The 21,859-nt window shown below is 65.0% G+C and carries 26 protein-coding genes and 1 tRNA gene; 13 read left to right on the top strand and 14 right to left on the bottom strand.

The window, feature by feature from the left end:
- Positions 1-74: 74 nt before the first annotated feature.
- Positions 75-443, bottom strand: coding sequence for a TrbC/VirB2 family protein (locus tag HHL13_RS16605; protein ID WP_169557040.1), 369 nt, complete (start codon positions 441-443; stop codon positions 75-77).
- 108 nt (positions 444-551) lie between these two features.
- Positions 552-627: transfer RNA gene (locus tag HHL13_RS16610), tRNA-Ala, on the bottom strand.
- A gap of 209 nt (positions 628-836) precedes the next feature.
- Here HHL13_RS16610 and HHL13_RS16615 point away from each other — a divergent pair.
- Positions 837-1,694, top strand: a complete 858-nt coding sequence (locus HHL13_RS16615; RefSeq protein ID WP_206377105.1) for a DUF2171 domain-containing protein — start codon at positions 837-839, stop codon at positions 1,692-1,694.
- 39 nt (positions 1,695-1,733) lie between these two features.
- Here HHL13_RS16615 and HHL13_RS16620 read toward each other — a convergent pair whose 3' ends face one another.
- The 4 genes from HHL13_RS16620 to HHL13_RS16635 form a co-directional block, all read right to left on the bottom strand.
- On the bottom strand, positions 1,734-2,642 hold the full coding sequence (locus HHL13_RS16620; RefSeq protein ID WP_240953879.1) for an alpha/beta hydrolase: 909 nt from the start codon (positions 2,640-2,642) through the stop codon (positions 1,734-1,736).
- Positions 2,639-2,848: a helix-turn-helix transcriptional regulator gene (locus tag HHL13_RS16625; protein ID WP_169557041.1), complete on the bottom strand. Its 210-nt coding sequence runs from the start codon at positions 2,846-2,848 to the stop codon at positions 2,639-2,641. Before HHL13_RS16625 ends, HHL13_RS16620 begins: the two co-directional genes overlap by 4 nt.
- The gene (locus HHL13_RS16630) at positions 2,841-3,257 is read right to left on the bottom strand and encodes a hypothetical protein (RefSeq protein WP_169557042.1); all 417 of its coding nucleotides are present in this window, start codon (positions 3,255-3,257) and stop codon (positions 2,841-2,843) included. Before HHL13_RS16630 ends, HHL13_RS16625 begins: the two co-directional genes overlap by 8 nt.
- Positions 3,258-3,626: 369 nt before the next feature.
- Positions 3,627-5,006, bottom strand: a complete 1,380-nt coding sequence (locus HHL13_RS16635; protein WP_169557043.1) for a Mur ligase family protein — start codon at positions 5,004-5,006, stop codon at positions 3,627-3,629.
- Between the two features lie 68 nt (positions 5,007-5,074).
- On the opposite strand from HHL13_RS16635, the gene HHL13_RS16640 reads away from it, so the two are divergent.
- Entirely contained in the window at positions 5,075-5,911 is an 837-nt protein-coding gene (locus HHL13_RS16640) for an LD-carboxypeptidase (protein WP_169557044.1), read from the top strand.
- A gap of 259 nt (positions 5,912-6,170) precedes the next feature.
- Here the strand turns inward: HHL13_RS16640 and HHL13_RS16645 are convergent, their stop codons facing one another.
- Positions 6,171-6,563: a helix-turn-helix domain-containing protein gene (locus tag HHL13_RS16645; RefSeq protein WP_169557045.1), complete on the bottom strand. Its 393-nt coding sequence runs from the start codon at positions 6,561-6,563 to the stop codon at positions 6,171-6,173.
- Between the two features lie 104 nt (positions 6,564-6,667).
- On the opposite strand from HHL13_RS16645, the gene HHL13_RS16650 reads away from it, so the two are divergent.
- Both HHL13_RS16650 and HHL13_RS16655 read left to right on the top strand, forming a co-directional pair.
- A complete protein-coding gene (locus HHL13_RS16650; RefSeq protein ID WP_169557046.1) occupies positions 6,668-7,414 on the top strand; it encodes an SDR family oxidoreductase in 747 nt (248 codons plus the stop codon).
- A gap of 77 nt (positions 7,415-7,491) precedes the next feature.
- Complete coding sequence (locus tag HHL13_RS16655) at positions 7,492-8,043, top strand: hypothetical protein (protein WP_169557047.1); 552 nt, start codon at positions 7,492-7,494, stop codon at positions 8,041-8,043.
- A 33-nt stretch (positions 8,044-8,076) separates the two neighbouring features.
- On the opposite strand, the gene HHL13_RS16660 is transcribed toward HHL13_RS16655, so the two are convergent.
- Positions 8,077-8,505, bottom strand: coding sequence for a DUF3806 domain-containing protein (locus HHL13_RS16660; RefSeq protein ID WP_169557048.1), 429 nt, complete (start codon positions 8,503-8,505; stop codon positions 8,077-8,079).
- Between the two features lie 126 nt (positions 8,506-8,631).
- On the opposite strand from HHL13_RS16660, the gene thrS reads away from it, so the two are divergent.
- Both thrS and HHL13_RS16670 read left to right on the top strand, forming a co-directional pair.
- Positions 8,632-10,623 carry a threonine--tRNA ligase gene (thrS, locus tag HHL13_RS16665; protein ID WP_206377106.1) on the top strand — a complete coding sequence of 664 codons (1,992 nt, stop codon included), beginning with the start codon at positions 8,632-8,634 and terminating at the stop codon, positions 10,621-10,623.
- Complete coding sequence (locus HHL13_RS16670; protein ID WP_169557050.1) at positions 10,620-10,892, top strand: hypothetical protein; 273 nt, start codon at positions 10,620-10,622, stop codon at positions 10,890-10,892. Before thrS ends, HHL13_RS16670 begins: the two co-directional genes overlap by 4 nt.
- 41 nt (positions 10,893-10,933) lie before the next feature.
- Here HHL13_RS16670 and HHL13_RS16675 read toward each other — a convergent pair whose 3' ends face one another.
- Positions 10,934-11,749, bottom strand: coding sequence for a TorF family putative porin (locus HHL13_RS16675; RefSeq protein WP_169557051.1), 816 nt, complete (start codon positions 11,747-11,749; stop codon positions 10,934-10,936).
- A 307-nt stretch (positions 11,750-12,056) separates the two neighbouring features.
- On the opposite strand from HHL13_RS16675, the gene infC reads away from it, so the two are divergent.
- Positions 12,057-12,590: a translation initiation factor IF-3 gene (gene infC, locus HHL13_RS16680; protein ID WP_169557052.1), complete on the top strand. Its 534-nt coding sequence runs from the start codon at positions 12,057-12,059 to the stop codon at positions 12,588-12,590.
- A gap of 61 nt (positions 12,591-12,651) precedes the next feature.
- Here infC and HHL13_RS16685 read toward each other — a convergent pair whose 3' ends face one another.
- The 5 genes from HHL13_RS16685 to HHL13_RS16705 all read right to left on the bottom strand — a co-directional run bounded on the left by HHL13_RS16685 (position 12,652) and on the right by HHL13_RS16705 (position 18,148).
- The gene (locus tag HHL13_RS16685) at positions 12,652-13,035 is read right to left on the bottom strand and encodes a VOC family protein (RefSeq protein ID WP_169557053.1); all 384 of its coding nucleotides are present in this window, start codon (positions 13,033-13,035) and stop codon (positions 12,652-12,654) included.
- An 11-nt stretch (positions 13,036-13,046) separates the two neighbouring features.
- Entirely contained in the window at positions 13,047-15,794 is a 2,748-nt protein-coding gene (locus HHL13_RS16690; RefSeq protein WP_169557806.1) for a [protein-PII] uridylyltransferase, read from the bottom strand.
- A 200-nt stretch (positions 15,795-15,994) separates the two neighbouring features.
- Entirely contained in the window at positions 15,995-16,552 is a 558-nt protein-coding gene (gene grpE / locus HHL13_RS16695; RefSeq protein WP_169557054.1) for a nucleotide exchange factor GrpE, read from the bottom strand.
- Between the two features lie 15 nt (positions 16,553-16,567).
- Complete coding sequence (gene hrcA / locus HHL13_RS16700) at positions 16,568-17,611, bottom strand: heat-inducible transcriptional repressor HrcA (RefSeq protein ID WP_169557055.1); 1,044 nt, start codon at positions 17,609-17,611, stop codon at positions 16,568-16,570.
- A gap of 39 nt (positions 17,612-17,650) precedes the next feature.
- A complete protein-coding gene (locus HHL13_RS16705; RefSeq protein WP_169557056.1) occupies positions 17,651-18,148 on the bottom strand; it encodes a DUF6438 domain-containing protein in 498 nt (165 codons plus the stop codon).
- Positions 18,149-18,239: 91 nt separating this feature from the next.
- Between HHL13_RS16705 and rph the strand changes: the two genes are divergently transcribed.
- The 6 genes from rph to HHL13_RS16735 all read left to right on the top strand — a co-directional run bounded on the left by rph (position 18,240) and on the right by HHL13_RS16735 (position 21,786).
- On the top strand, positions 18,240-18,953 hold the full coding sequence (gene rph / locus HHL13_RS16710) for a ribonuclease PH (RefSeq protein ID WP_169557057.1): 714 nt from the start codon (positions 18,240-18,242) through the stop codon (positions 18,951-18,953).
- A complete protein-coding gene (gene rdgB / locus HHL13_RS16715; RefSeq protein ID WP_169557058.1) occupies positions 18,950-19,594 on the top strand; it encodes an RdgB/HAM1 family non-canonical purine NTP pyrophosphatase in 645 nt (214 codons plus the stop codon). Before rph ends, rdgB begins: the two co-directional genes overlap by 4 nt.
- 144 nt (positions 19,595-19,738) lie before the next feature.
- Positions 19,739-19,978: a hypothetical protein gene (locus tag HHL13_RS16720; protein WP_169557059.1), complete on the top strand. Its 240-nt coding sequence runs from the start codon at positions 19,739-19,741 to the stop codon at positions 19,976-19,978.
- 128 nt (positions 19,979-20,106) lie between these two features.
- A complete protein-coding gene (locus HHL13_RS16725; RefSeq protein ID WP_169557060.1) occupies positions 20,107-20,637 on the top strand; it encodes a tail fiber protein in 531 nt (176 codons plus the stop codon).
- A 36-nt stretch (positions 20,638-20,673) separates the two neighbouring features.
- Positions 20,674-21,207, top strand: a complete 534-nt coding sequence (locus HHL13_RS16730; protein ID WP_169557061.1) for a tail fiber protein — start codon at positions 20,674-20,676, stop codon at positions 21,205-21,207.
- 21 nt (positions 21,208-21,228) lie between these two features.
- Positions 21,229-21,786, top strand: a complete 558-nt coding sequence (locus HHL13_RS16735; protein ID WP_169557062.1) for a tail fiber protein — start codon at positions 21,229-21,231, stop codon at positions 21,784-21,786.
- Positions 21,787-21,859: the final 73 nt, after the last annotated feature.

Genomic DNA, 21,859 nt, shown 5'->3' on the forward strand with positions numbered 1-21,859 from the left:
GCGATATCCCCTGATGACGCCGCCGCGCTGACGCGACACTGACAGCATATCGTCGCGCACTAGCGTGAACCGGCTCAGCGCCGCAGCGATGCACCGGCATAAGGATCCTGCCGCGGTGCTGGTGGCGGAACGACCACTGGTGGCGATGGATCGACAAGCGCCATTTCCGGAGCGTCAGGCGATGCTCCGGAGACCGCATGTCTCAGGCCCGCGACGATGCTCGACGCGCCGAACAGGATGAAGCATCCCGCGATCGTCGTTGCGCCCCGGCGCAGGTCGATCCGCCCGGCCAACATCCCGAAACCCAGCGAGGCGATTGCGATCACCGCGATCGTCGTCGCGATGGTGCCCGAGAGCGTCCCTTCGAGCCAGGAGAGCGCCGCACCGATCGGGTTCGCCCCCGGCGGATCGCTCAGCGATGTCCATCCGGTCCCAAACTGCATTCCGATGCTCCGCCAGCTCCCGGCCAGCCTCCCCGAATGCCAGGGATGGATCAAGCCCCGGCCGCGCGGAACGCCGAAGAAAATGAGGGGATCTAGCTTGCGGGCGGCTGGTGGAGCTGAGGGGAATCGAACCCCTGACCTCTGCAGTGCGATTGCAGCGCTCTCCCATCTGAGCTACAGCCCCGCCACCGTTCCCGGCATGCCGGGAGGCGATCCATTACCCACAGCTTTGCCCGGATGCAACTGCGTTGAACGCGGTGCGGCGATCGGCGTGCGACATGCGCCGAATCGACTGATTTCACGGGCAATTTTCAGGAACCATCCCGCCGCTCAGCCGCTGAGTCGCACAGTGGGCGTGCCAACGCCCGTGCCCAGTCAGCGATGGAGAGTGAGATGGACAACCGTTACCCCGGCTATGGCGATGAGTATCGCAGCTATTTCGGGCCGGACGATCAGATCCAGCAGCCCAGCCAGCGTACCTTCAGCGATTACCGCGATTCGGGCGGAGGCCGCTATGGCGCGCCAAGCCAGTTCGACAGCGGCGCGCCCCGGTATCGCGCGGGCGAGCGCGGCCGCGAAGCCTATGGCCCGCGCGGCAATTATACCGGCCAGCGCGAGCGCGATGATTGGGATTACCCCCGCGCTTCACAGCCCCGCAACCGCGACAGCTACAATTACGACGAGCGCAGCTTCTTCGAGCGCGCGGGCGACGAAGTCCGTTCGTGGTTCGGCGACGAGGAAGCGGAGCGCCGCCGCGAGCGCGACATGCGTCAGGACAATGCCCGTGCGCGGCAGGAGGACGGCCATTATCGCAGCTGGCGTACCCAGCGGATGGCCGAGCTCGACCGCGACTATGACGAATATCGCAGCGAGAATGCGCAGCGTTTCCACAATGAGTTCAGCGCGTGGCGAACCGACCGGCAGGGTCAGCGCGACGGACTGGGCCGCGTGACCGAGCATATGGAAGTGATCGGATCGGACGGCGCGCATATCGGCACGGTCGACAAGGTGCGCGGCGACCGGATCGTGCTGACGAAGAGCGATTCGGACGCCGGCGGGCATCACCACTCGATCCCGTCGCGCTGGATCCAGTCCGTGGGCGACGGCGTAACGATCCGCAAGACGGCCGAGGAGGCGAAGGCGGCGTGGAAGGACGAGGAACGCGGCGCCTTCTTCGGAAGCGAGCGCGACGACGACCGGTCATGGAAGACCGATCACAATCTCAACCGGGCCTTCCCCGGCACCTATTGAGAAGGAGGGAGCCCCGGCGTCACGGCCGGGGCTCTCGTCTCATTCCGCCAGGAACTTCGCCAGTTCGCTCGCGAACAGCGCGGGCTGGTCGATCATGATGAAGTGATAGCTGCCCGGGATGGCAACCAGCTTCGCGCTCGATCCGGCATAGGCCGGCTTCCACATCGCCTTCGCCTCGGCTTCGCCCATGCCCGCCGCATAGAGCACGGTGAACGGCTTCGCGGCGATCTTTCCGATCGCGGGACGCATGTCGGTTACCATATCCTCGTACATCGCCGTCGCGACGACGCGCAGATCGGCGTGGCGCGACCAGTTGGCCACCTGGATCCGGCCTTCCGGCGTGATCGACATGTTGCCGCCCGGATCGCGCGTCACCGGCGTGTCCGCGGCAGCCCTGGCCTGCTCATGGCCGCCGGCGATCATGTCGCGCATCTGCGTCGCGCGCGGCTCGATCGCGGCGACATCGGCCGCGCCGAAGATGGTGCCGATGAACGGCATCGCGTCGACCACCATCAGCCGTCCGACATCGGCGGGATATTTCGCCGCCAGCATCATGCCGAGCAGGCCGCCCAGCGAATGGCCGACCACCGCCGCCCCCTGTGCCTTGTTCTCGCGGATATAGGCGTGGAGCTCCGCCAGCACGCCGTCGAGCAGGTCGGGCGTCAGGTTGTTGCGCGGATCGTCGCCGCCGAAGCCGTTGATCTGCACCAGATAGACGCGGTGCGTCTTCGCCAGCTCCGGCGCGACGCCATCCCACACCGCGCGCGGGCTGGACAGGCCAGGGATCAGGAACACCGGCTTGCCCGCGCCGATCGCCCGGATCGAGATATGGCCCATCTGAATCGTCTCGTCGCGAGAAGCAGCGGCGGTCGCTGCCGAAGCTGCGGGCGCGAGGGTGACCGAAGCGGCGGCCAGCGCGGCGGCGGCAAAAAGGGTACGAACGATCATTGGCCGGAATCCTTTGACGGGTTCATGAAGATATCCTCGATCGCCAGTTCGAACAGATCGGCGATGCGAAAAGCGAGCGGCAGCGAGGGGTCGTAACGCCCGGTCTCGATCGCGTTCACGCTCTGGCGCGAGACTTCGAGGCGTTCGGCAAGGTCCTGCTGGCTCCATGCGCGCTCGGCGCGGAGCACGCGCAGGCGGTTATTCACTTCCGCCTCCGGCCATCCGCTCGCGCAGCCCCATCCAGCATTGCGCGAGGCCCCATGCCGCGCACCACGCCGGAAAGCCCCAGAAGACCTGAACCGGCCCGATCACGTCGTTCATCTGGAGAAAGCCGAGCACGGTCGAAGCGGACAGCACCACGCCGATGCCGAACAGCATGGCGGTCACAATGCGCTGGCGGAGATATTCGTCGGTCTCCTCCGCGATGTAGAGACCGATGACGATGATTACGGCGATGATCGGCAAGGCCGGAAGCACCGAAAGCGCCGCGAGCGCGACTCCGGCCGGCTGAGTCGCCTTGATCAGCCAGCTGACCCCGAAAAGGACGATCACATAGGCCAGCATCACGGGCATGAAACGCTTCAGATAGCGTCTGGCGGCGGGGGATCGGGCCATGAATGTAAAGCTCCCTTTCGAATCAGTAAAGGGAGCTTTACGTTTCGATACCCATTGTGTCAATGACACTTTCCATAACGTAAAGCGTCATTGAAATCTCCATTTTGGCGGAAACATACAATCGCTTCTGTGTTATTACGCTAAAGTGAATGTTGCAGCTGCGAAACATCGGGGACGGCGGAATGAACATTCTTCAGCTGGCGCAATGTGCATTGGGCAAGCACAAGCGCGATCGCCATCACGTACGGCGTGACGATTTCGACTATCATTCGCGGTGCGTCGGCTGCGGCCAGCCGATGATTCGCGGCGCGACCGGCTGGCATCTCGCGAGCAAGGAAGAGGTTGCGGCAAAGACGCCGAAGCGGCCGGCTAAGCGGGCAAGCCCGCCACCATCTCCGCCGCCAGCAGGCTGAGCGTATCGTCGCGGGCCCCCATTACAACGATGCGGTCGCCCGGTTTCGCGGCGTCCACCAGATAGTTCGCAGCCGCAGCACGATCGGCGATATGGCGGGCATTACCGCCCACATCCGCGACGATATCCGCGCTGGTCACTTCGCGGTTCGTCGTGCCGCCATGATAGACCGGATCGGGTAGCACCAGCAGGTCGTCCGCGCCCAGTTGCGCCCGGAACATCTCGACCAGTTCGTGCCGCATCACCTTCAGCGGGCCATAGCCATGCGGCTGGAACATCACCAGCAACCGGCCGGAAAAGGCGTGCAGCGTATCCAGCGTCGCTGCGATCTTGTCCGGATTGTGCCCGAAATCGTCGATCACCGCGACACCGCCGCGCTCGCCGACCAGTTCGAACCGGCGCTTCAGCCCGGTAAAGCCTGCGATCGCCATCACGGCATCGGCTTCGCTAATGCCCGCCGCCAGCGCCGCGCCGATTGCCGCCAGCGCGTTGGAGACGTTGTGACGCCCCGGTACCGCCAGCCGCACCCGGGTCCGCGCGCCGCCGCGTACCAGATCGAACGCGATCGCATAGGGTTCGGGCGCCAGATTCTCCGCGCTCAGATCGGCCGGCGCGTCGATCGCGAAGGTCACCACCTTGCCCGCGCGGCCGGCCAGCGCCGCCGCTTCGGCGTCGCCCGCATTGATCACCGCCGTCTCGGCCTTGCCGACGAAATCGCCGAACAGCTCGCGCAATTCCTCCATCGACTTGTGGTCGAGGCTGACATTGTTGAGCACCGCCACGCGCGGCCGGTAGAGCGCGATCGATCCGTCGCTCTCGTCGACTTCGCTGACGAAGGCGTCGCCCTGCCCCACCAGCGCGCTAGCGAACGGCGCATCGGGCGACACGAAATTCTTCATCACCGCGCCGTTCATCACCGTCGGATCGCGCCCGCAGGCATGGAGAATCCAGCCGATCATCCCCGTCACGGTCGATTTGCCGCTGGTCCCCGCGACGCCGATCGACGTCCCCGCTTCGTTGAACAGGCTCGCCAGCAGCTCCGCCCGCGACAGCCGCGCCGCACCCACGCGCTCCGCCGCGATCATGTCCGGCACGGTCGCTTCGATCGCCGCCGATGCCACCACGATCTGGTCCGCCGAAGTGATCCCGCTCCCGTCCTGCGGGAACAGCGCCACGCCGCGCGTGCGCAGATCGTCGAACTTGGCAGGCAGCCGTCCAGAATCGAGGCTGCGGTCCGATCCCGCCACAGTCGCGCCCTGCCCCGCGAGGATCATCGACAAGGGCATCATGCCCGATCCGCCGATGCCGACGAAGAAGTAAGGTTTGCGGTGATCCATAGGCTCGCGCTATCGGCAATTCATTCGGAAGGGGCAAGCCTGCACCGTTCCTCGGGGTGAGTGGGAAAATGCGCATCGGAGTCGTCGCGCCGGCACGGACGGTCACCAGGGAAGCAGCGGCGCGCATGTCGGCCTTCATGGCGCTGACCTATCCCGGGCACGAGATCGTGTTTCACCCGCAATGCTTCCTCGAGGAAGGCCATTTCGCCGGGCCGGACAATGTCCGCGCCGCCGCCTTCCTCGAATTCGCCAACGATCCCGCCTTCGACGCGATCTGGTTCGCGCGCGGCGGCTATGGGTCGAACCGCATCCTCCATACGATCATGCCCCAGATCGGGCTGGCCGCGCGCAACAAGACCTATATCGGCTATTCGGATATGGGCTTCATGCTCGGCGCGCTCTACGCCCGCCGCATCGGCCGCCAGGCGCATGGCTCGATGTCGAGCAGCATGGGCCGCAACGACACCGGCGAGGATGCCGGCTGGGTGCTCGACTGGCTGATCGACGGCGGCAGGAAGGGTCTCGAACCCAGCCTGCTGACCGACAGGCGCCCCGCCGCCGCGTTCAACCTCTCGATCCTCGCCGCGCTGATCGGCACGCCGTGGCTGCCCGACCTGACCGATCACGTCCTGATGATCGAGGAAGTCGACGAGCCGCTCTATCGGATCGACCGGATGCTGTTCCAGATGGCGCACGCGACCCAGCTCAAGGGCGTCGCCGGCATCCGCCTCGGTCAGGTCACCGCGATCAAGGACAATGGCGAAGCCGAGGGCAATTACAATTTCGGCGAGACGCTGGAACAGATGATCACCCGCTGGTGCGGCGAGATGGGCGTCCCCTATCTCGGCCGCGCAGAGATCGGCCATGTCCGCCTGAACCGCGTGGTGCCGTTCGGGGTCGCCTGAGGCTTCGTCGGGTCTCTCTCACTTCGTCACCCCCGGAACAATTCGGCGTTTATCCCTTTCGAACAGGTAACCGTGCTCCGGCGAAGGCCGGAGCGCTGGCAACATCCTACTCTACCTCCAACGCTCCGGCCTTCGCCGGAGCACGAAAACGCCTGATTGATCGAAAGGGATATGCCCCGCACAAGTCCGGAGTCGCGCTCAATCCCAACGACAGAAGAAGCGCCCCCGCTCAAGGCCGGGGGCACAGTGAAAAGCGAATCTAGCCCGTCACCTTCGCATCGAACGCCGCCCGCGCCGCCTCGATCGCGTCAAGATTCCCCTCAGCCCAGGTCCATACCCCGCAAAAGGCCTCGCTCAGCGTGTTGCCCAGCGGAGTCAGGCGATATTCCACCTTGGGCGGCACGACCGGGTGGACGGTGCGGATCAACAGCCCGTCGCGCTCCATCTGGCGCAGCGTCTGGGTCAGCATCTTCTGGCTGATGCCGGGGACGCGCTTGCCGATCTGGGTGAAGCGCAGTTCGCCGCCCTGCTCCAGTTCCTCCAGCACCAGCATCGTCCATTTGTCGGCGACACGGCCGATCACATCGTTCACCAGCGCCTCGACGCGCGGATCGACGGGGATGGACGGATCATATCCGGATCGTGCGCTCATCAAACTCTCTTTTTGGTAAGTATAAATCTTTTGGGTGCCTACTTCCGATTCGAGAGTATAGGCATAGATGGAGCGCGGACCAACCCCTTGAAAGGACCGCGATCATGAACCCCACGGGCAACACCATCCTCATCACTGGCGGCGGATCGGGCATCGGCCGCGAACTGGCGCTGCGGTTCGCAGGCCTGGGCAACAAGGTGATCGTCGCCGGGCGTCGCGCCGCCGCGCTAGACGAAGTCGCCGCCGCCGCGCCGGGCATCGCCACCGCTCTGCTCGACATCGCCGATGGCGACGCGATCCCCGGATTCGCCGAACAGCTGATCCGCGACCATCCCGAACTGAACGTCGTGATCCACAATGCCGGGATCATGATCGCCGAGGATCTGGCCGGCGACTTCCTCGCCACCGCCGAAGCGAGCGTCGCCACCAATTTGCTCGGCCCGATCCGCCTGACTTCGGCGCTGCTGCCGCATCTGCGTACCCGCCGGAACGCCGCGATCGTCACCGTCTCGTCGGGCCTCGCCTTCGTGCCGCTGGCCGCCACGCCGACCTATTCGGCGACCAAGGCCGCGATCCACAGCTGGTCGCAATCGCTGCGGCACAGGCTCGCAGGCGATGGCATCGAAGTGATCGAGCTCGCCCCGCCGGGCGTCCAGACCGACCTGATGCCCGGTCATGCCGCCGACCCGAACATGATGCCGCTCGACGATTTCATGGACGAGACGATGGCGCTGTTCGCCACCCAACCGACCCCGGCCGAAATCTGCGTCGAGCGCGTCGGCATCCTGCGCAACGCCGAACGCGGCGGCCAGTTCGACCGGGTCTTCGCGATGCTCAACGGCGCGGCCTGAAATATCCCCGGGGCGGCTCACACTTTGTTTACCGCCGCCCCGGATATTCCGCCCCCGAAACGGCGGGAGCGATCGGCATGAAGGAAGTCCTGTTTCTGGGCGTCGCGGGTATTCTCGGGGTCGGCTTCTACATCCAGAACCCGTTCGGCGAGACCAATGTGTACAATCTTCCAGCGGAGGAGGTGTACAAGCGCCTCTCCGCGGTTCAGGTCGAACCGTCCGGCACTGGCCCTTATGGCCGTTTGGAAACCACCACTTCGGGCGTCCCGTCGAAATCGGTGACGTGGCACGCCAGCGGTTCGCATGCGAACTTCGAATGCACCGTCTTCATCGAGCCGCGTTCGGAAACCAAAACCGCACTCAACGCGACCTGTGGCGGCGCCAGCCCCAGCGACGGCGCCGCGGCAGGCATGGTCCGCACGATGCATCGCAAGGCAACGATCGAGCTGGTCGATTCGACGCTGGACGGCCGCCCCTACGATCCCGCGAAGGCCGAAGGCGCGAGCGCCTATGGCTGGCCGGCCGATCCGAACCCGCAGGACGGCTTCGTCGAAGCCTCCGGCAAGGCGATCGAAATGGAGCGCGACATGCAGCGGATGGTGCGCGAAGCGGAGAAGAACGGGCGCTAAGGCGCCGGCTTCGTCGGCCGCGAACCGCGCGATTTAACCCACCACGGCTCCCGCCCGGGTCTTCGCCTCGTTCAGCGTCTCGCACAGACCGGCGAACAACTGGCGCACATCCACCTTCTCGCCATCCTCGATCCGGCTGGAGATCATCGTCGCGGGGAAGCACAGCAAGCTGCTGCCCGGCCAGTTCAGCGCGGGGTCGCGGCCATGCTCGTCCTGCACCGTCACCCAGACGAAGCCGAGTTCCTGCGCCAGTGAATCGCCGAAGCCGACGCCCAGCGCCTGATACTGGCGGGTCTCGCCTTCGGTGATCCAGCCATTCGCCAATATCCGCTCGATCAGGTCGATCTTGCCCTCGACCGTCGCATAGCGGCCCTCGGGATTGTCGGGGAAATGCGCCTTCAGCCAGCCGCGCTGCGCCTCGAGATACTGGCTTTCCTCGGCTTCCAGAACCGTTCCCGACATGATCATTCTCCTTCCGGCGACACGATCTGGCTGGGAGATAGCTAAACCTTGCCTATATTGCAGGAGCGAAGGCATAAGCGCCGCTCTTCTCAATCCCAAGTCAGAAAGTCCGATCCCGTGTCCGAGATGTTCCGCATTACGCTGCCCGACGGTTCCGTCCGTGAGGTAGCCCCGGGGACTACCCCGGCGGACGTCGCGCTCGCGATCGCGCCGTCGCTGGCCAAGGCAGCCATCGCCGCGCGCGTCGATGGCGAACTGCGCGACATCGGCCGTCCGTTCGAAGGTGATTCCAGCCTCGCGCTCGTCACTTCGAAGGACGAGAAGGATGCGCTCGAACTCGCGCGCCACGATTATGCGCATATCCTGGCCGAAGCGGTGCAGAACCTCTTCCCGGGCACGCAGATCACCTTCGGTCCCTCGACCGACGACGGCTTCTATTACGACTTCGCGCCCAAGGATCGCCCCTTCACCGAGGAGGACCTGCCGGCGATCGAAGCGGAGATGCGCAAGATCATCGGCAAGAACGAGCCGCTGATCCGCGAGGTCTGGTCGCGCGCCGATCTGATCGCGCGCTGGACGGCGCAGGGCGAGAGCTTCAAGGCCGAATGGGCCGCCGAGCTTCCCGAGAATGAGGAACTGACCGTCTATCGCGCCGGCAAGGGCGAGAACGCTTGGCTCGACATGTGCCGCGGGCCCCACCTCGCCTCGACGGGCAAGGTCGATCCTAACGCGTTCAAGCTGACCCGCGTGTCGGGCGCCTATTGGCGCGGCGACCAGAAGAACGCGATGCTCAGCCGCATCTACGGCACCGGCTGGCTCAACAAGAAGCAGCTCGACGAGCATCTCCACCGGCTGGAAGAAGCCGCCAAGCGCGACCATCGCCGGCTGGGGCAGGACATGGACCTGTTCCACCTCCAGCAGGAAGCACACGGATCGGTCTTCTGGCACCCGAACGGCTATCTCATCTGGCGCGGGCTCGAAGCCTATATGCGCCGGGCGATCGATGCCGCCGGCTATAGCGAGGTGAAGACCCCGCAGGTGATGGACGCGCGCCAGTGGGAACAGTCCGGCCACTGGGGCAAGTATCGCGAGAACATGTTCGTCATCCCCGACGAAGTGCCCAACACCGAGGATGAGGGCCCGATCGTCTCCGACGATGCCGAGTGGATGGCGCTCAAGCCGATGAACTGCCCGGCGCACGTCCTGATCTTCCGTCAGGGGATCAAGTCGTACCGCGATCTGCCGCTGCGCCTGTACGAGAATGGCTGCTGCCATCGCAACGAGCCGCACGGCGCGCTGCACGGGCTGATGCGCGTCCGCCAGTTCACGCAGGACGACGCCCATATCTTCTGCCGCGAAGATCAGATCGTCGAGGAAGTGCAGGCCTTCTGCGCGCTCGCCGACCGGATCTACAAGGATTTCGGCTTCACCTATTCGATCAAGCTGGCGCTGCGCCCCGAGAAGCGCTTCGGCACCGAAGAGATGTGGGACAAGGCCGAAGCCGAACTGCGCGACGCCGTCGTCCGCGCCGGGCTCGCGACCGAGGAATATGGCTGGGAAGAGCTTCCGGGCGAAGGCGCCTTCTACGCGCCCAAGCTGGAATGGCACCTGACCGACGCGATCGGCCGCACCTGGCAGGTCGGCACGATCCAGTCGGACCGCGTGCTGCCGGAACGTCTCGACGCCACCTATGTCGGCGAAGATGGCGAGCGCCATCGCCCGGTGATGCTCCATCGCGCGATCTTCGGCTCGTACGAACGCTTCATCGGCATCCTGATCGAGCATTTCGCGGGCAAGCTGCCGGTGTGGCTCGCGCCCACCCAGGCGGTGGTTGCGACGATCGTCTCGGACGCCGACGATTATGCGAAGGAAGTCGCGGCCGCGCTGGTGAAGGCCGGCATCCGCGCCGATACCGACCTGCGCAACGAGAAGATCAACTACAAGGTGCGCGAGCATTCGGTGGCCAAGGTCCCGAACCTCGTCGTGGTGGGCAAGCGCGAAGCCGAGGAGCGCACCGTCGCGCTGCGGCAGCTTGGCAGCGATCGCCAGCAGTTCATCAAGCTCGACGAGCTGGTGGCGATGCTCGCCACCGACGCGACTCCGCCCGATCTGAAATGAGCGAGGGGAGCGCCGCAAGCGGACCGAACTGGCGCGGTTTCAATATCGCGGCGCTCCTCCTGCTGTTCGTTTGCGTCGCCGCGCTGATCGGCGACATGCTGGCGCTCGGCCAGACTTCGGCGCCGATGGTGGTGCTGGCGACGGGCTATGCGGCGGTCGCCGCATTGGTCGAGCGCAAGTGGCGCGACAAGGGCGTCGCGATGCTCGTCGTGTCGCCGCTCGTCTATATCGGGTTTCTGGTCGCCATCGAAACCTTGCGGAATCTCTGATCAGGGCGCGCGCCGGCCGTCTCCGGCGCGCGCCCATCCCGTCAGAACGAAGCGGAAAGCGAGAAGACCACGGTGCTGCCCGCGATCGACGATCCGTCCTTCGTCGACGAGAAGTTCGGCTGGATATAGGCCGAGTCCGCCGCGCTGATGCTGGTGTCGACATAGGAAACGCCCAGCGTCAGCGGCCCCACCGCGACATCGGCGCCCAGCGACCAGTCCGCATAATCGCCGGTCGGCGACAGGCTGGTGCCGTTCGGGCCGAGGCCCGGATTGCCCGACGATGCGCCGAGATGCGCCTTCAGCGTGACCGGCGTTCCGGGAATCGCCGCCGACACGTCGGTCCAGAGGTAGAGATTGTCCTCGCTCTGGCCCGCGCTCTGCGGCGTGTTCGAGAAATTGCCCAGCGCCTCCTGCTTGGGCGCATAGGCCGCGCCCGCAAGGACGCTGACCGGGCCCAGCGAACCGCTCACCTTGACATAGGGTTCGGCGAAATCGGTGGTGTCGAGGCCACCTGGATACATGTACCAGGTCAGGCCGACGTCGACGGCGATCCCACTGCCGATCTCGGTCTTGAAGCCGCCATAGATGTCGAGTTCCATGTTGGAGCCGCCAAAGGTGCCCCAGCCCGCGAGGTTCGAACCCCAGGTGCCGATGTAGAAGCCGCTCTCATGGCTGACGGTGAAGCCGGCCTGGACAGCCATTTCCTTGTCGGTCTGCGACACGCCGCGAAAGCGATAGTCGGAGACCAGCGCGGCGCTGCCCGATACGGTGACGGACGGAGCCGGTTCTTCTTCCTGAGCGAGGGCCGGCGTCGCCGCCATCAAGAGCAGCGCCGCGCTGGCAATACGAGTCATCATGGAAACATTCCCCTTTATGGAGTGAATGTTCCCGCCTGCGGGCCGATCGGTGCCGCCTCTTTTCGGGCGTACCGACGATCGGCCCGACTCACATAGGATGGATTTTCCGGCCTGTTTGTAACGAAGTATTGCTGCGCCCTGCTTGAAACTACGGCACTGCCGCACGACATTGAATCGTATCCGTCGCGCCACAGTGCGCGGGATTTTCGGCAGGTGACGCGGCCCGGGCTACCGGATCGCGCATTTCTGCGTTATCTGGCCGCCACGAATGTAAATTGCCACAGGAGCAAGTCTTATACGTCCTCCCATGACCCGGCGCCCGTTGGCGCCTCCGCCGATGAACGGTCCGCGCTTCAACGAATTCATCCAGTCTCCGAAGGTGCGGGTGATCGATCATGAAGGCGAGAATCTCGGCGTGATGTACACCCGCGAGGCGATCGAGCAGGCGGCCGAGCACGGCCTGGACCTGGTCGAGGTTTCGCCCAACGCGGATCCGCCCGTCGCGAAGTTCCTCGACGTCGGCAAGTTCAAGTACGAGGCCCAGAAAAAGGCCAACCTCGCCCGCAAGAGCCAGAAGACGCAGGAGATCAAGGAGATCAAGATGCGTCCGAACATCGACGATCATGACTATGATACGAAGATGAAGGCGATCCACAAATTCATCGGCGAAGGCGACAAGGTGAAGATCACCCTGCGCTTCCGCGGCCGCGAGCTTTCGCACGGCCAGCTCGGCATGGTGCTGCTCAAGCGCGTTCAGGACGACACGGTCGAGATTGCGAAGATCGAATCCTATCCGCGCATGGAAGGCCGTCAGATGCTGATGGTGATCTCGCCGAAGTAACCGGCGCGCACGCTGGCGAATCACGAAGGGCGGGGCCGATGGCTCCGCCCTTTGCATATGCTCACCCCGCCGGCGGCTCCCACAGCTCGATCGCATTGCCCTCGGGATCATGGATGCGCGCGAAGCTGCCGGTCTCCGGTGTGTTCCACTCCGGCTTGGTGATGATATCGATTCCCGCCGCGTTCAGCTGCTCCAGCAGGCTGTCGAGATCGCTCACCCGGAAATTGATCATGAACTGCTTGTCGGCCGCGAAATAGTCGGTGGTTTCCTTGAACGGCGCGAACACCATCGGGCCGCCGCCCGCCTTCCAGAACCATTCGTCGGGCTCGCCTTCGCCGGTCGAGTTGCAGCCCGCGCCGATGCCCAAATGCTCGCGATACCAGCTGCTCAGCCCGTCGGGATCCTTCGCACGGAAGAACAGGCCACCCATTCCAAGCACTGGCATCGCGTCTCTCCCTATGCGGCCTGGGCGACGCTCCCGTCACCCGATGCGGCTTCGAGCAATCGCCGTTCGATCGTCTTGAGCCGCGAGGCCGAATCAATCTTATCGCCGATCAGGTCGGTCAGGTAGAAGGTATCGACCGCGCGCTCGCCATAGGTGGCGACATGCGCGGAATGGATCGTGACCTTCGACTGGAACAGTGCGTGCGCCAGTGTGTAGAGCAGCGCCGGCCGATCGCGGGCATTGACTTCGACCACGGTGAAGCGGTTCGACGCCTTGTTGTCGATCAGCACATTGGGCTCGATCGTGAAGGCATCGGCGCGCAGCCGGGGCAGCGGGCGGGACTTGAGCCGGTCCGACAATTTGGAGCGATTGGCCAGCGCATCGGCGATCGCGTCCTTGATCCGGGTCAGCTTCACATCCTCGTCGAACGGCCGGCCGAGCGGGTCCTGTACGAGGAAATTGTCGAGCGCCATGCCATCGCGCGTCGTGTGGATACGCGCGTCGATGATGTTGCCGCCGGCGACATGGATAGCCCCGGCGATGCGGTAGAACAGACCGGGATGGTCGGAAGCATAGACCGTCACCAGCGTCGCGCCACGCTCGGGATAGACCTGCGCCTCGATCGACAGCTGCGAGCTGCCCGCCGCATCGACCAGCCGCGCATTGCGCTCCAGCACGTCGAGGGGTTCGGCGATCCAGTACGGCTCGGTCAGCCGCTTCTTCAGCGCGGCCATGCGCGGCTCGTCCCAGCCGAGCATCTCGGCCAGCGCCGCCTGCTTGGCCGCGACGCGCTCACCGCGCCCCTTCTGCTTGTGGCCCAGCCGCAGCACTTCCTCGGCGGAGTCGTACAGGTTGGCGAGCAGCTGGCGCTTCCAGCTGTTCCACACCCCCGGCCCCACCGCACGGATATCGACCACGGTCAGCAGCAGCAGCAGGCGCAAACGCTCCGGACTCTGCACCACCTCGGCGAAATCGAGCACCGTCTTGAAGTCGGACAAGTCGCGCTTGAACGCAGTGGCGGACATCAGCAGGTGGTTGCGCACCAGCCAGGCCACGGTCTCGGTCTCCGCTGCGCTCAGCCCCAGCCGCGGACACAGGCGCATCGCCACCTGCGCGCCGAGCACGCTATGGTCGCCACCGCGTCCCTTGGCGATGTCGTGGAGCAGCACCGCCGCGAACAGCACGCGCCGCGACACGACCTGCGCGAAGATGCCGGTCGAAAGCGGATGATCCTCCTTGAGATCGCCCTTCTCGATCTGGTTGAGCAGCCCGATCGCGCGGATCGAATGCTCGTCCACCGTATAATGGTGGTACATGTCGAACTGCATCTGCGCGACGACACGGCCGAAGTCCGGCACGAAGCGCCCGAACACCCCCGCCTCGTTCATCCAGCGCAGCACCGTCTCCGGATCGCGCGGCGAGGTCAGCACATCGAGGAACAGCGCGTTGGCACGCGGATCGCTCCGGACATCGTCCACCAGCTTCGCGTCGCGCGCCGCGGCCCGCGCGGCGATGGGATGGATTTCCAGCCCGTGCAGGTCGGCCAGCTGGTACAGCTCGATCAGCCGCACCGGATCTTCCTGGAAGAAGCTTTCGCGCGGGATCGTCAGCCGCCCCCGCTCCAGCGAAAAGCCATGCAGCTTGCGCGGGCTTCGGAACAGCGTCGGCAAGCCGAAGCGGCGTCCGCGCGCCGCGAACTTCTCGTCCAGATGCGCCAGGAAGACCCCGCTCAGGTCGCCCACCGTCTTCGCCTGAAGGAAGTAGAAGTGCATGAAGCGCTCGACCTTCGACTTCCCCGGCCGATCCGAATAGCGCATCCGCTCGGCGATCTCGCGCTGCAGGTCGAAGGTCAGCCGGTCCTCGGCACGGCCGGCGATCGCATGGAGATGGCATCGCACCGCCCACAGGAAATTCTCGGCGCGATAGAACTGGCGATATTCCAGCTTCGTCAGCAGCCCGGCTTCGACCAGTTCGGCGGTCTCGCGGACATTATAGGCGTATTTGCCGATCCAGAAGAGCGCGTGCAGATCGCGCAGGCCGCCCTTGCCTTCCTTGATATTGGGTTCGACGACATAGCGGCTGTCGCCCATCTTCTTGTGCCGCGCATCGCGCTCGGCGAGCTTCTGGGCGATGAAGGTGCGAGCGGTATCGGCCTGAACCTCCGCCTTGAAGCGCGCCGCGGCCTCGTCATACAGGCTCATGTCGCCCCAGACATAGCGCGCCTCGAGCAGCGCGGTGCACACCGTCACGTCCGCCTTGGCCTGCCGCACCATCTCGTCGAGCGAGCGCGACGAATGGCCCACCTTCAGCTGCATGTCCCACAGCGAATAGAGCATCGATTCGATCACCTGCTCGCACCAGCCGGTGACCTTCCACGGGGTGAGGAAGCCGATATCGATGTCCGAATGCGGCGCCATCTCGCCGCGCCCATATCCGCCGACCGCAATCAGCACCATGCGCTCGGACGTCGTCGGATTGGGATTGCGGTGCAGCCGATCGACGGTGAAGTCCCACAGCAGCCGCAACAGCTGATCGGTCAGAAAGGCTCCCGCCGCCGCGCATTCCAGCCCGCGTGAGGGATGCTCCAGCAGCCGCCGGTCGATCTCCGCCCAGCCCGCGGTGAGTGCGCCCTTGAGCAGCTTGGCCCCGGCCTGCCGCAGCGCCGCGCCGTCTTTCGCTTCGAGGGTCGACAGCGCATCCGCCAGCACGCGCCGGTCGATGATGGCACGGCGATTGGGAACGGAATCGAAGCGCGACATGGGGTGGAGATAGGCGAGCCGCGCAAGCGGCGCCACTTCATTATCCCTCTCCCCGCCTTCGCGGGAGAGGCAGCAAGACTTGGTCCGCGTTCTTCACGCGGGCCTAGTGGCAGCGGTGAGGGTCTTCTTCTTTTGTCGCAGCTGAAGGCAGAAGAACCCAACCCTCTCCCACGAAGATGGGAGAGGGCCAGGAAGTGGGATCACCCCGCCTTCGCCACGCCCACCAGCGCGGGCCGCAGCAGGCGGTCCTTGATCATATAGCCCGACTGGATTTCCTGCACGATCGTGCCCGGTGCCTTGTCCGACGGCACTTCCATCATCGCCTGATGACGATTGGGGTCGAGCGCTTCGCCCAGCGCTTCGATCTTGGTGATGCCGTGGCGGCCGAACACCGAATCGAGTTCGCGGCCCGTGGCCTCGAGACCGACGACCAGACCCTTGAGCTTCTCGTCCTCGCGCAGTTCGGCGGGAATCGCCGCCAGCGCACGGCCGAGATTGTCGGCGACCGACAGGATATCGCGCGCGAAATGGGTCGCGGCATAGGTGCGCGCGTCGGCGGCTTCCTTCTCGAAACGCCGGCGGACATTCTGCGTCTCGGCCTGCGCATACATCAGCGCCGCCTTGGCTTCGGCCAGTTCGGCCTCCAGCTCGGCCGCGCGGTCGTGCTCGGCCACTTCGGGAGCAGCCTCGGCGGTTTCCTCGCGCAGCGTCTCCGCTTCGTTCGCTTCCGCAGTATCCATCTTCGTGTCTTTCGTCATATCGCTTCGTTACTATTACCTGAGAAGGCGCGCCATCGTCGCCGCTGTGAAATCCACCATGGGCACGACGCGCGCATAGTTCAACCGCGTGGGGCCGATCACGCCCACCACGCCGACCACGCGTCCGTCCAGCGCCCGCACCGGCTTCGCGATCACCGACGAACCGGACAACGCGAAAAGCTTGTTTTCCGATCCGATGAAAATCCGGGTCGCCTCGCCTTCGCGTGCGCTGTCGAGCAGGCGGGCGATCTCCTCCTTGCCTTCCAGTTCGTCAAGCAATTGCCGCACGCGATCCAGATCTTCCACCGCGCCGGAATCGATCAGCTGCGCCTGTCCGCGCACGATCAGCACCGGGCGATTGCCGCTGTCCTCGCTCCATACCGCCAGCCCGCGCTCGACCAGAGCCCGCGCCGCGCCGTCCAGCGCCGCGCGCTCCTCGCCGATCTCGCGCTCGATCCGCGCCCGCGCCTCGCTCAGCGTCGTGCCCGAAAGCGTCGCGCTCAGATAATTGGCCGCCTGTTGCAGCGAGGAAGAATCCATGCCCCCGGGCAGATCGACCACCCGGTTCTCGACCGATCCGTCGTCGCCAACCAGCACCGCCAGCGCGCGGTCGCCGCCCAGCGGGACGAAACCGAACTGGCGCAACACCGGCTCGCGCTTGGGCACCAACACCATGCCCGCACAGGCCGACAGCCCGGAAAGCGCCGCCGCGGTATTGGCCAATGCTTCCTCTACGGGCCCGCCCAGCTCCGCCCGCGCCTCGATCGCCGCACGCTCCTCGACCGACGGCTCGTTGGCCTGCATCATCCCGTCGACGAACAGGCGCAGCCCGATATCGGTCGGCATCCGCCCCGCGCTGGTATGCGGCGCGGCGAGCAGGCCCAGCTCCTCCAGATCCTGCATCACGTTGCGGATCGACGCGGGCGAGAGGTTCAGCCCCGAAATCTTCGAGATCGTCCGCGATCCCACCGGTGCGCCATTGTCGAGATAGGATTCGACCAGAATCCGGAACACGTCCCGCGCGCGGTCGGTCAGTTCATGGATCGGCGGCGAGATCATCGCCCTCATCTAGGCGCGCGAGTCACCCCCCGCAACGCCTCACGGCCGCTCGCCGATCAGCGCCTCCAGCGCGGGGATGTCGTCGGTCGCGCTGCCCAGCGCGTCGGCCATCGCGCGGTTCTTCTCGCCGACGCAGCCATAATAGAAATAGAGCGACTGGCTGTCACCGATCGCGCGGGTCCAGCGGATGTCGACGCTGGGCATGTCGGTCACCGCCTGCTCGCAACCCTTCTCGCCATGCGAATAGCGCCGCTCGCCGCTCTCGGGCCGATACGGCTGGAGCCGCCCCGCGAACGCCTGATATTCGGCCGGAGTCAGTTTGAACGCCCGCTCCCCGGCCACCGCGGTGAAGTTCTTGCCGGTGAAGACGCCGCTGCCGTCCGGACGCAGGGTGATCGAATAGACCGGGCAGCGGCCGAAGCACGGGCCCGTCTCATAGGTGATCGAGTCGCTCTCGATCGGGATCGGCCGCCCGCCGTCCGTCCGCGCACATCCTGCCAGAGCCAGTGCAGCAACACTCACGATCATCCACCGCATCGTTCTTCTCCAACGGCTCGCCCGCCGACACTGGCGCGTTGGAGCCGTAACGTCTAGGTGCCCGGTCAAACCTTGCAGGAGACTGACTAAGATGCGCCCATCCGGCCGCGCCCCCGACGAAATGCGCACGATCACCATTGAACCCAACTTCACCCGCCATGCGGAAGGTTCGGTTCTGATCGGCTTCGGCGATACCAAGGTGCTGGTGACGGCGTCGATCGAAGAGCGGATTCCGCCCTGGCTGCGCGGCAAGGGCGAAGGCTGGGTCACCGCAGAATATGGCATGCTTCCCCGCGCCACCCACACCCGCGGCAGCCGTGAAGCGGCCAAGGGCAAGCAATCGGGCCGCACCCAGGAAATCCAGCGCCTGATCGGCCGCTCGCTCCGCGCCGTCACCGATCTCAAGCTGCTCGGCGAACGCCAGATCACCCTCGATTGCGACGTGATCCAGGCCGATGGCGGCACCCGCACCGCGTCGATCTCGGGCGCGTGGGTCGCGCTGCGTATCGCCACCAACAAGCTGCTCGCTTCGGGCCAGCTCGCGCAGGACCCGATCATCCAGCAGGTCGCCGCGGTCTCGTGCGGCATCTACAAGGGAACTCCGGTGCTCGACCTCGATTATGATGAGGACTCGAACGCCGAAACCGACGGCAATTTCGTCCTGCTCGCCGATGGCAAGATCGCCGAGGCACAGGCAACCGCCGAAGGCGCATGCTATGACGAGGAAGAGCTGCTCCGGCTGCTCCGCCTCGCCCGCATCGGCGCAAAGGACATTTTCGCGGCTCAATTGAAGGCAGTTGGATGATCGACGAAAGCGACCAGGAAAATACCGCTCCGCGCCAGGCGATCCGCAAGCTTGCTCCCGGCAAGCTGGTGATTGCCAGTCACAATCCCGGCAAGGTGCGCGAAATCCGCGCTCTGCTCGGGCCGTTCGGGATCGAGCCGGTTTCGGCCGCCGATCTCGACCTGCCCGAACCGGAGGAGACCGGTACGACCTTCGTCGCGAATGCCGAACTCAAGGCGTTGCAGGCCGCCGACCTTTCCGGCCTGCCCGCTTTGGCCGACGATAGCGGCCTGTGCGTCGAGGCGCTGGGCGACGAACCCGGCATTTTTTCCGCGCGCTGGGCCGGCGAATCCAAGGATTTCCGTGTTGCGATGCAGCGCGTCGAAGACCGCCTCGCCGCGCTGCCTCCCGAGACGTCGCGCGACGCGCATTTCGTCTGCGCGCTCGCCCTGGCATGGCCCGACGGACATATCGAATGGTTCGAAGGCCGGGTCGACGGTACCCTTGTCTGGCCCCCGCGCGGCGAGCATGGTTTCGGTTACGACCCGATGTTCCTGCCTTTGGAACGCGGCGAAACCTTCGGCGAAATGGATCCGGCGGCCAAGCACGCGATCAGCCACCGTGCCCATGCCTTCCGTCAACTCGTCGACGCGGTGCTCTGAATCCGCAATCGTTCTTTAGGAACGTTTAACCGTAAGTTTCGGGGAACAGGTTCGATTCCAGTATGTTATCACGGCTATAACATCAGAACCTGACGCTATGGTTCGAACGGGGGTCGCATGGGTTCACTTCGCCAATTCGCCACGATGATCGACCATATCCATCTGGCAAGCACAACGGCGGATCCGGAGGGCTCGCTGTCCGGCGGGGCGGATCGGGTTCCCGGTGAAGCGCCGTCCCTGACGCCATCGGCCGCCGCGCCGTTGCCCCTCGCCGAAGCGGCCGGAATCAAACTCTCCGATATCGCGGCCGAATTGCGGCACAAGCCACTGCCAGGCGCGCACGACAGACTCTTCGCAGTCGCAACAGTTTCGCCTGAGGAATAATTCGCATTCGGTTCGAATGAGGGCTTTTCCCGCAGCCCCACCTACAGTAGCCCTGTACCCGCGTTCGTCGTGACTCCGGCACTTTGCGGATTCTGGCGTTCTAAACGGGCTAAACGGGGAGGCTATAGATGAGCCAGCAATTCCTAGGCGAAGTTCGCCTGTTTCCGTACAATTTCGCACCAAAGACCTGGGCCTATTGCGCGGGTCAGATTTTGTCGATCCAGCAGAATGCCGCTTTGTTCTCGCTGCTGGGGACGACCTATGGCGGCAACGGCACCACCACCTTCGCGCTTCCCGACCTGCGTGGCCGTGCGATCAACCATGCCGGCCAGCTTCCCGGCGGCAGCTTCTACACGCAGGGACAGGTCGCGGGAACGGAGACTGTCACGCTGCTCCAGACGCAGATACCGCAGCATAACCATACGTGGACCGGAACCTCGGACGCAGCCGACGTGCCGCCTCCGACCGGCAATCATTTCGGCGGTGGCCGCGCGGCTCAGATGCCCGCGGCGCTCTATGGCCAGCCCAACTCTCTCGTTCCGCTGGCGCCGACCACCATCGGCATCACCGGTGGATCGCAGCCGCACGCCAATATGCAGCCCTATCTGGTGCTCGCCTATTGCATCGCGCTCCAGGGCATTTTCCCCTCGCGCAACTGAGCCCGGCTCCGGAAACCGCATTACAAGGATCAGACGATGAGCAATCCTTATCTTGGAGAACTCCGCCCCTTCGCCGGCAATTTCGCGCCGCGCGGCTGGGCATTTTGCGCCGGGCAGTTGATGTCCATCGCACAGAATAATGCGCTGTTTGCGCTGCTGGGCACCACCTATGGCGGCGACGGCATCACCACCTTCGGCCTTCCCGACCTTCGCGGGCGTGTCGCGCTCAGCCAGGGTCAGGGCCCCGGCCTCACCAATCGCACCCTGGGCGAGAAGGCGGGAACCGAGACCGTCACGCTGACGATCAATTCGATGCCGGCCCATACGCATACCGCGGTCGCGAGCGCCGCCGAGGTGACGTCGCCGGCGGTTAGCAACATGGTCCCGGCCGCACCGAAGAATGGCGGCAAGTTCTACCTCCCGACCAACGTCGGCACCCAGAATGCGGTTCAGCTCGACCCGACCACGATCGGTTCCGCCGGGGGAAGCCAGCCGCACGACAACATCATGCCCATCCTCGCGATCGATTACATCATCGCGCTGGAAGGCATTTTCCCGTCCCAGAACTAAGCGCCCAGGGGGAGACGACAAATGTCAGAACCATTTATTGCTGAGATCCGCGCTTTCGGGTTCAACTTCGCACCCCGAGGCTGGATGATGTGCAACGGGCAGCTACTGGCCATCGCGCAGAATACGGCGCTCTTTTCGCTGCTGGGCACCACCTATGGCGGCAACGGCCAGACCAACTTCGCGCTTCCCGATCTGCGTGGCCGATCGATGATCAGCGCAGGCGGCGGACAGGGTCCCGGGCTCAGCCCCTATTCGCTCGGCGAACAGATCGGCACCGAGACCGTGACGCTGATCAGCACCGAAATGCCCGCGCATAACCATACCGCCAATGCCGCGATCGACACGACCGGCAACGCGAATATGGTCACCGTGCCGACCGCAGGGGTCCAGCTGACTCGCTATGCGCCCGCATCGGGCATCGGCGCGGCATGGAATACGCCCCCGATCACCAATCCGGTGCTGCTGAATCCGCAGATGGTCCAGCCAGCCGGCGGCGGGCAGCCCCACAGCAACCAGCAGCCCTATCTCACGCTGATCTATTGCATCGCCGTCGAAGGTATCTTCCCGGCACGCAACTGACAGCTGGATCGAACGATCACGCGATTGCGCCTCGCCGGCCCGTCCGGCGGGGCGTTTTTTTGCCTCCGGATCG

Source organism: Sphingomonas sp. G-3-2-10, assembly GCF_012927115.1.
Classification (GTDB): domain Bacteria; phylum Pseudomonadota; class Alphaproteobacteria; order Sphingomonadales; family Sphingomonadaceae; genus Sphingomonas.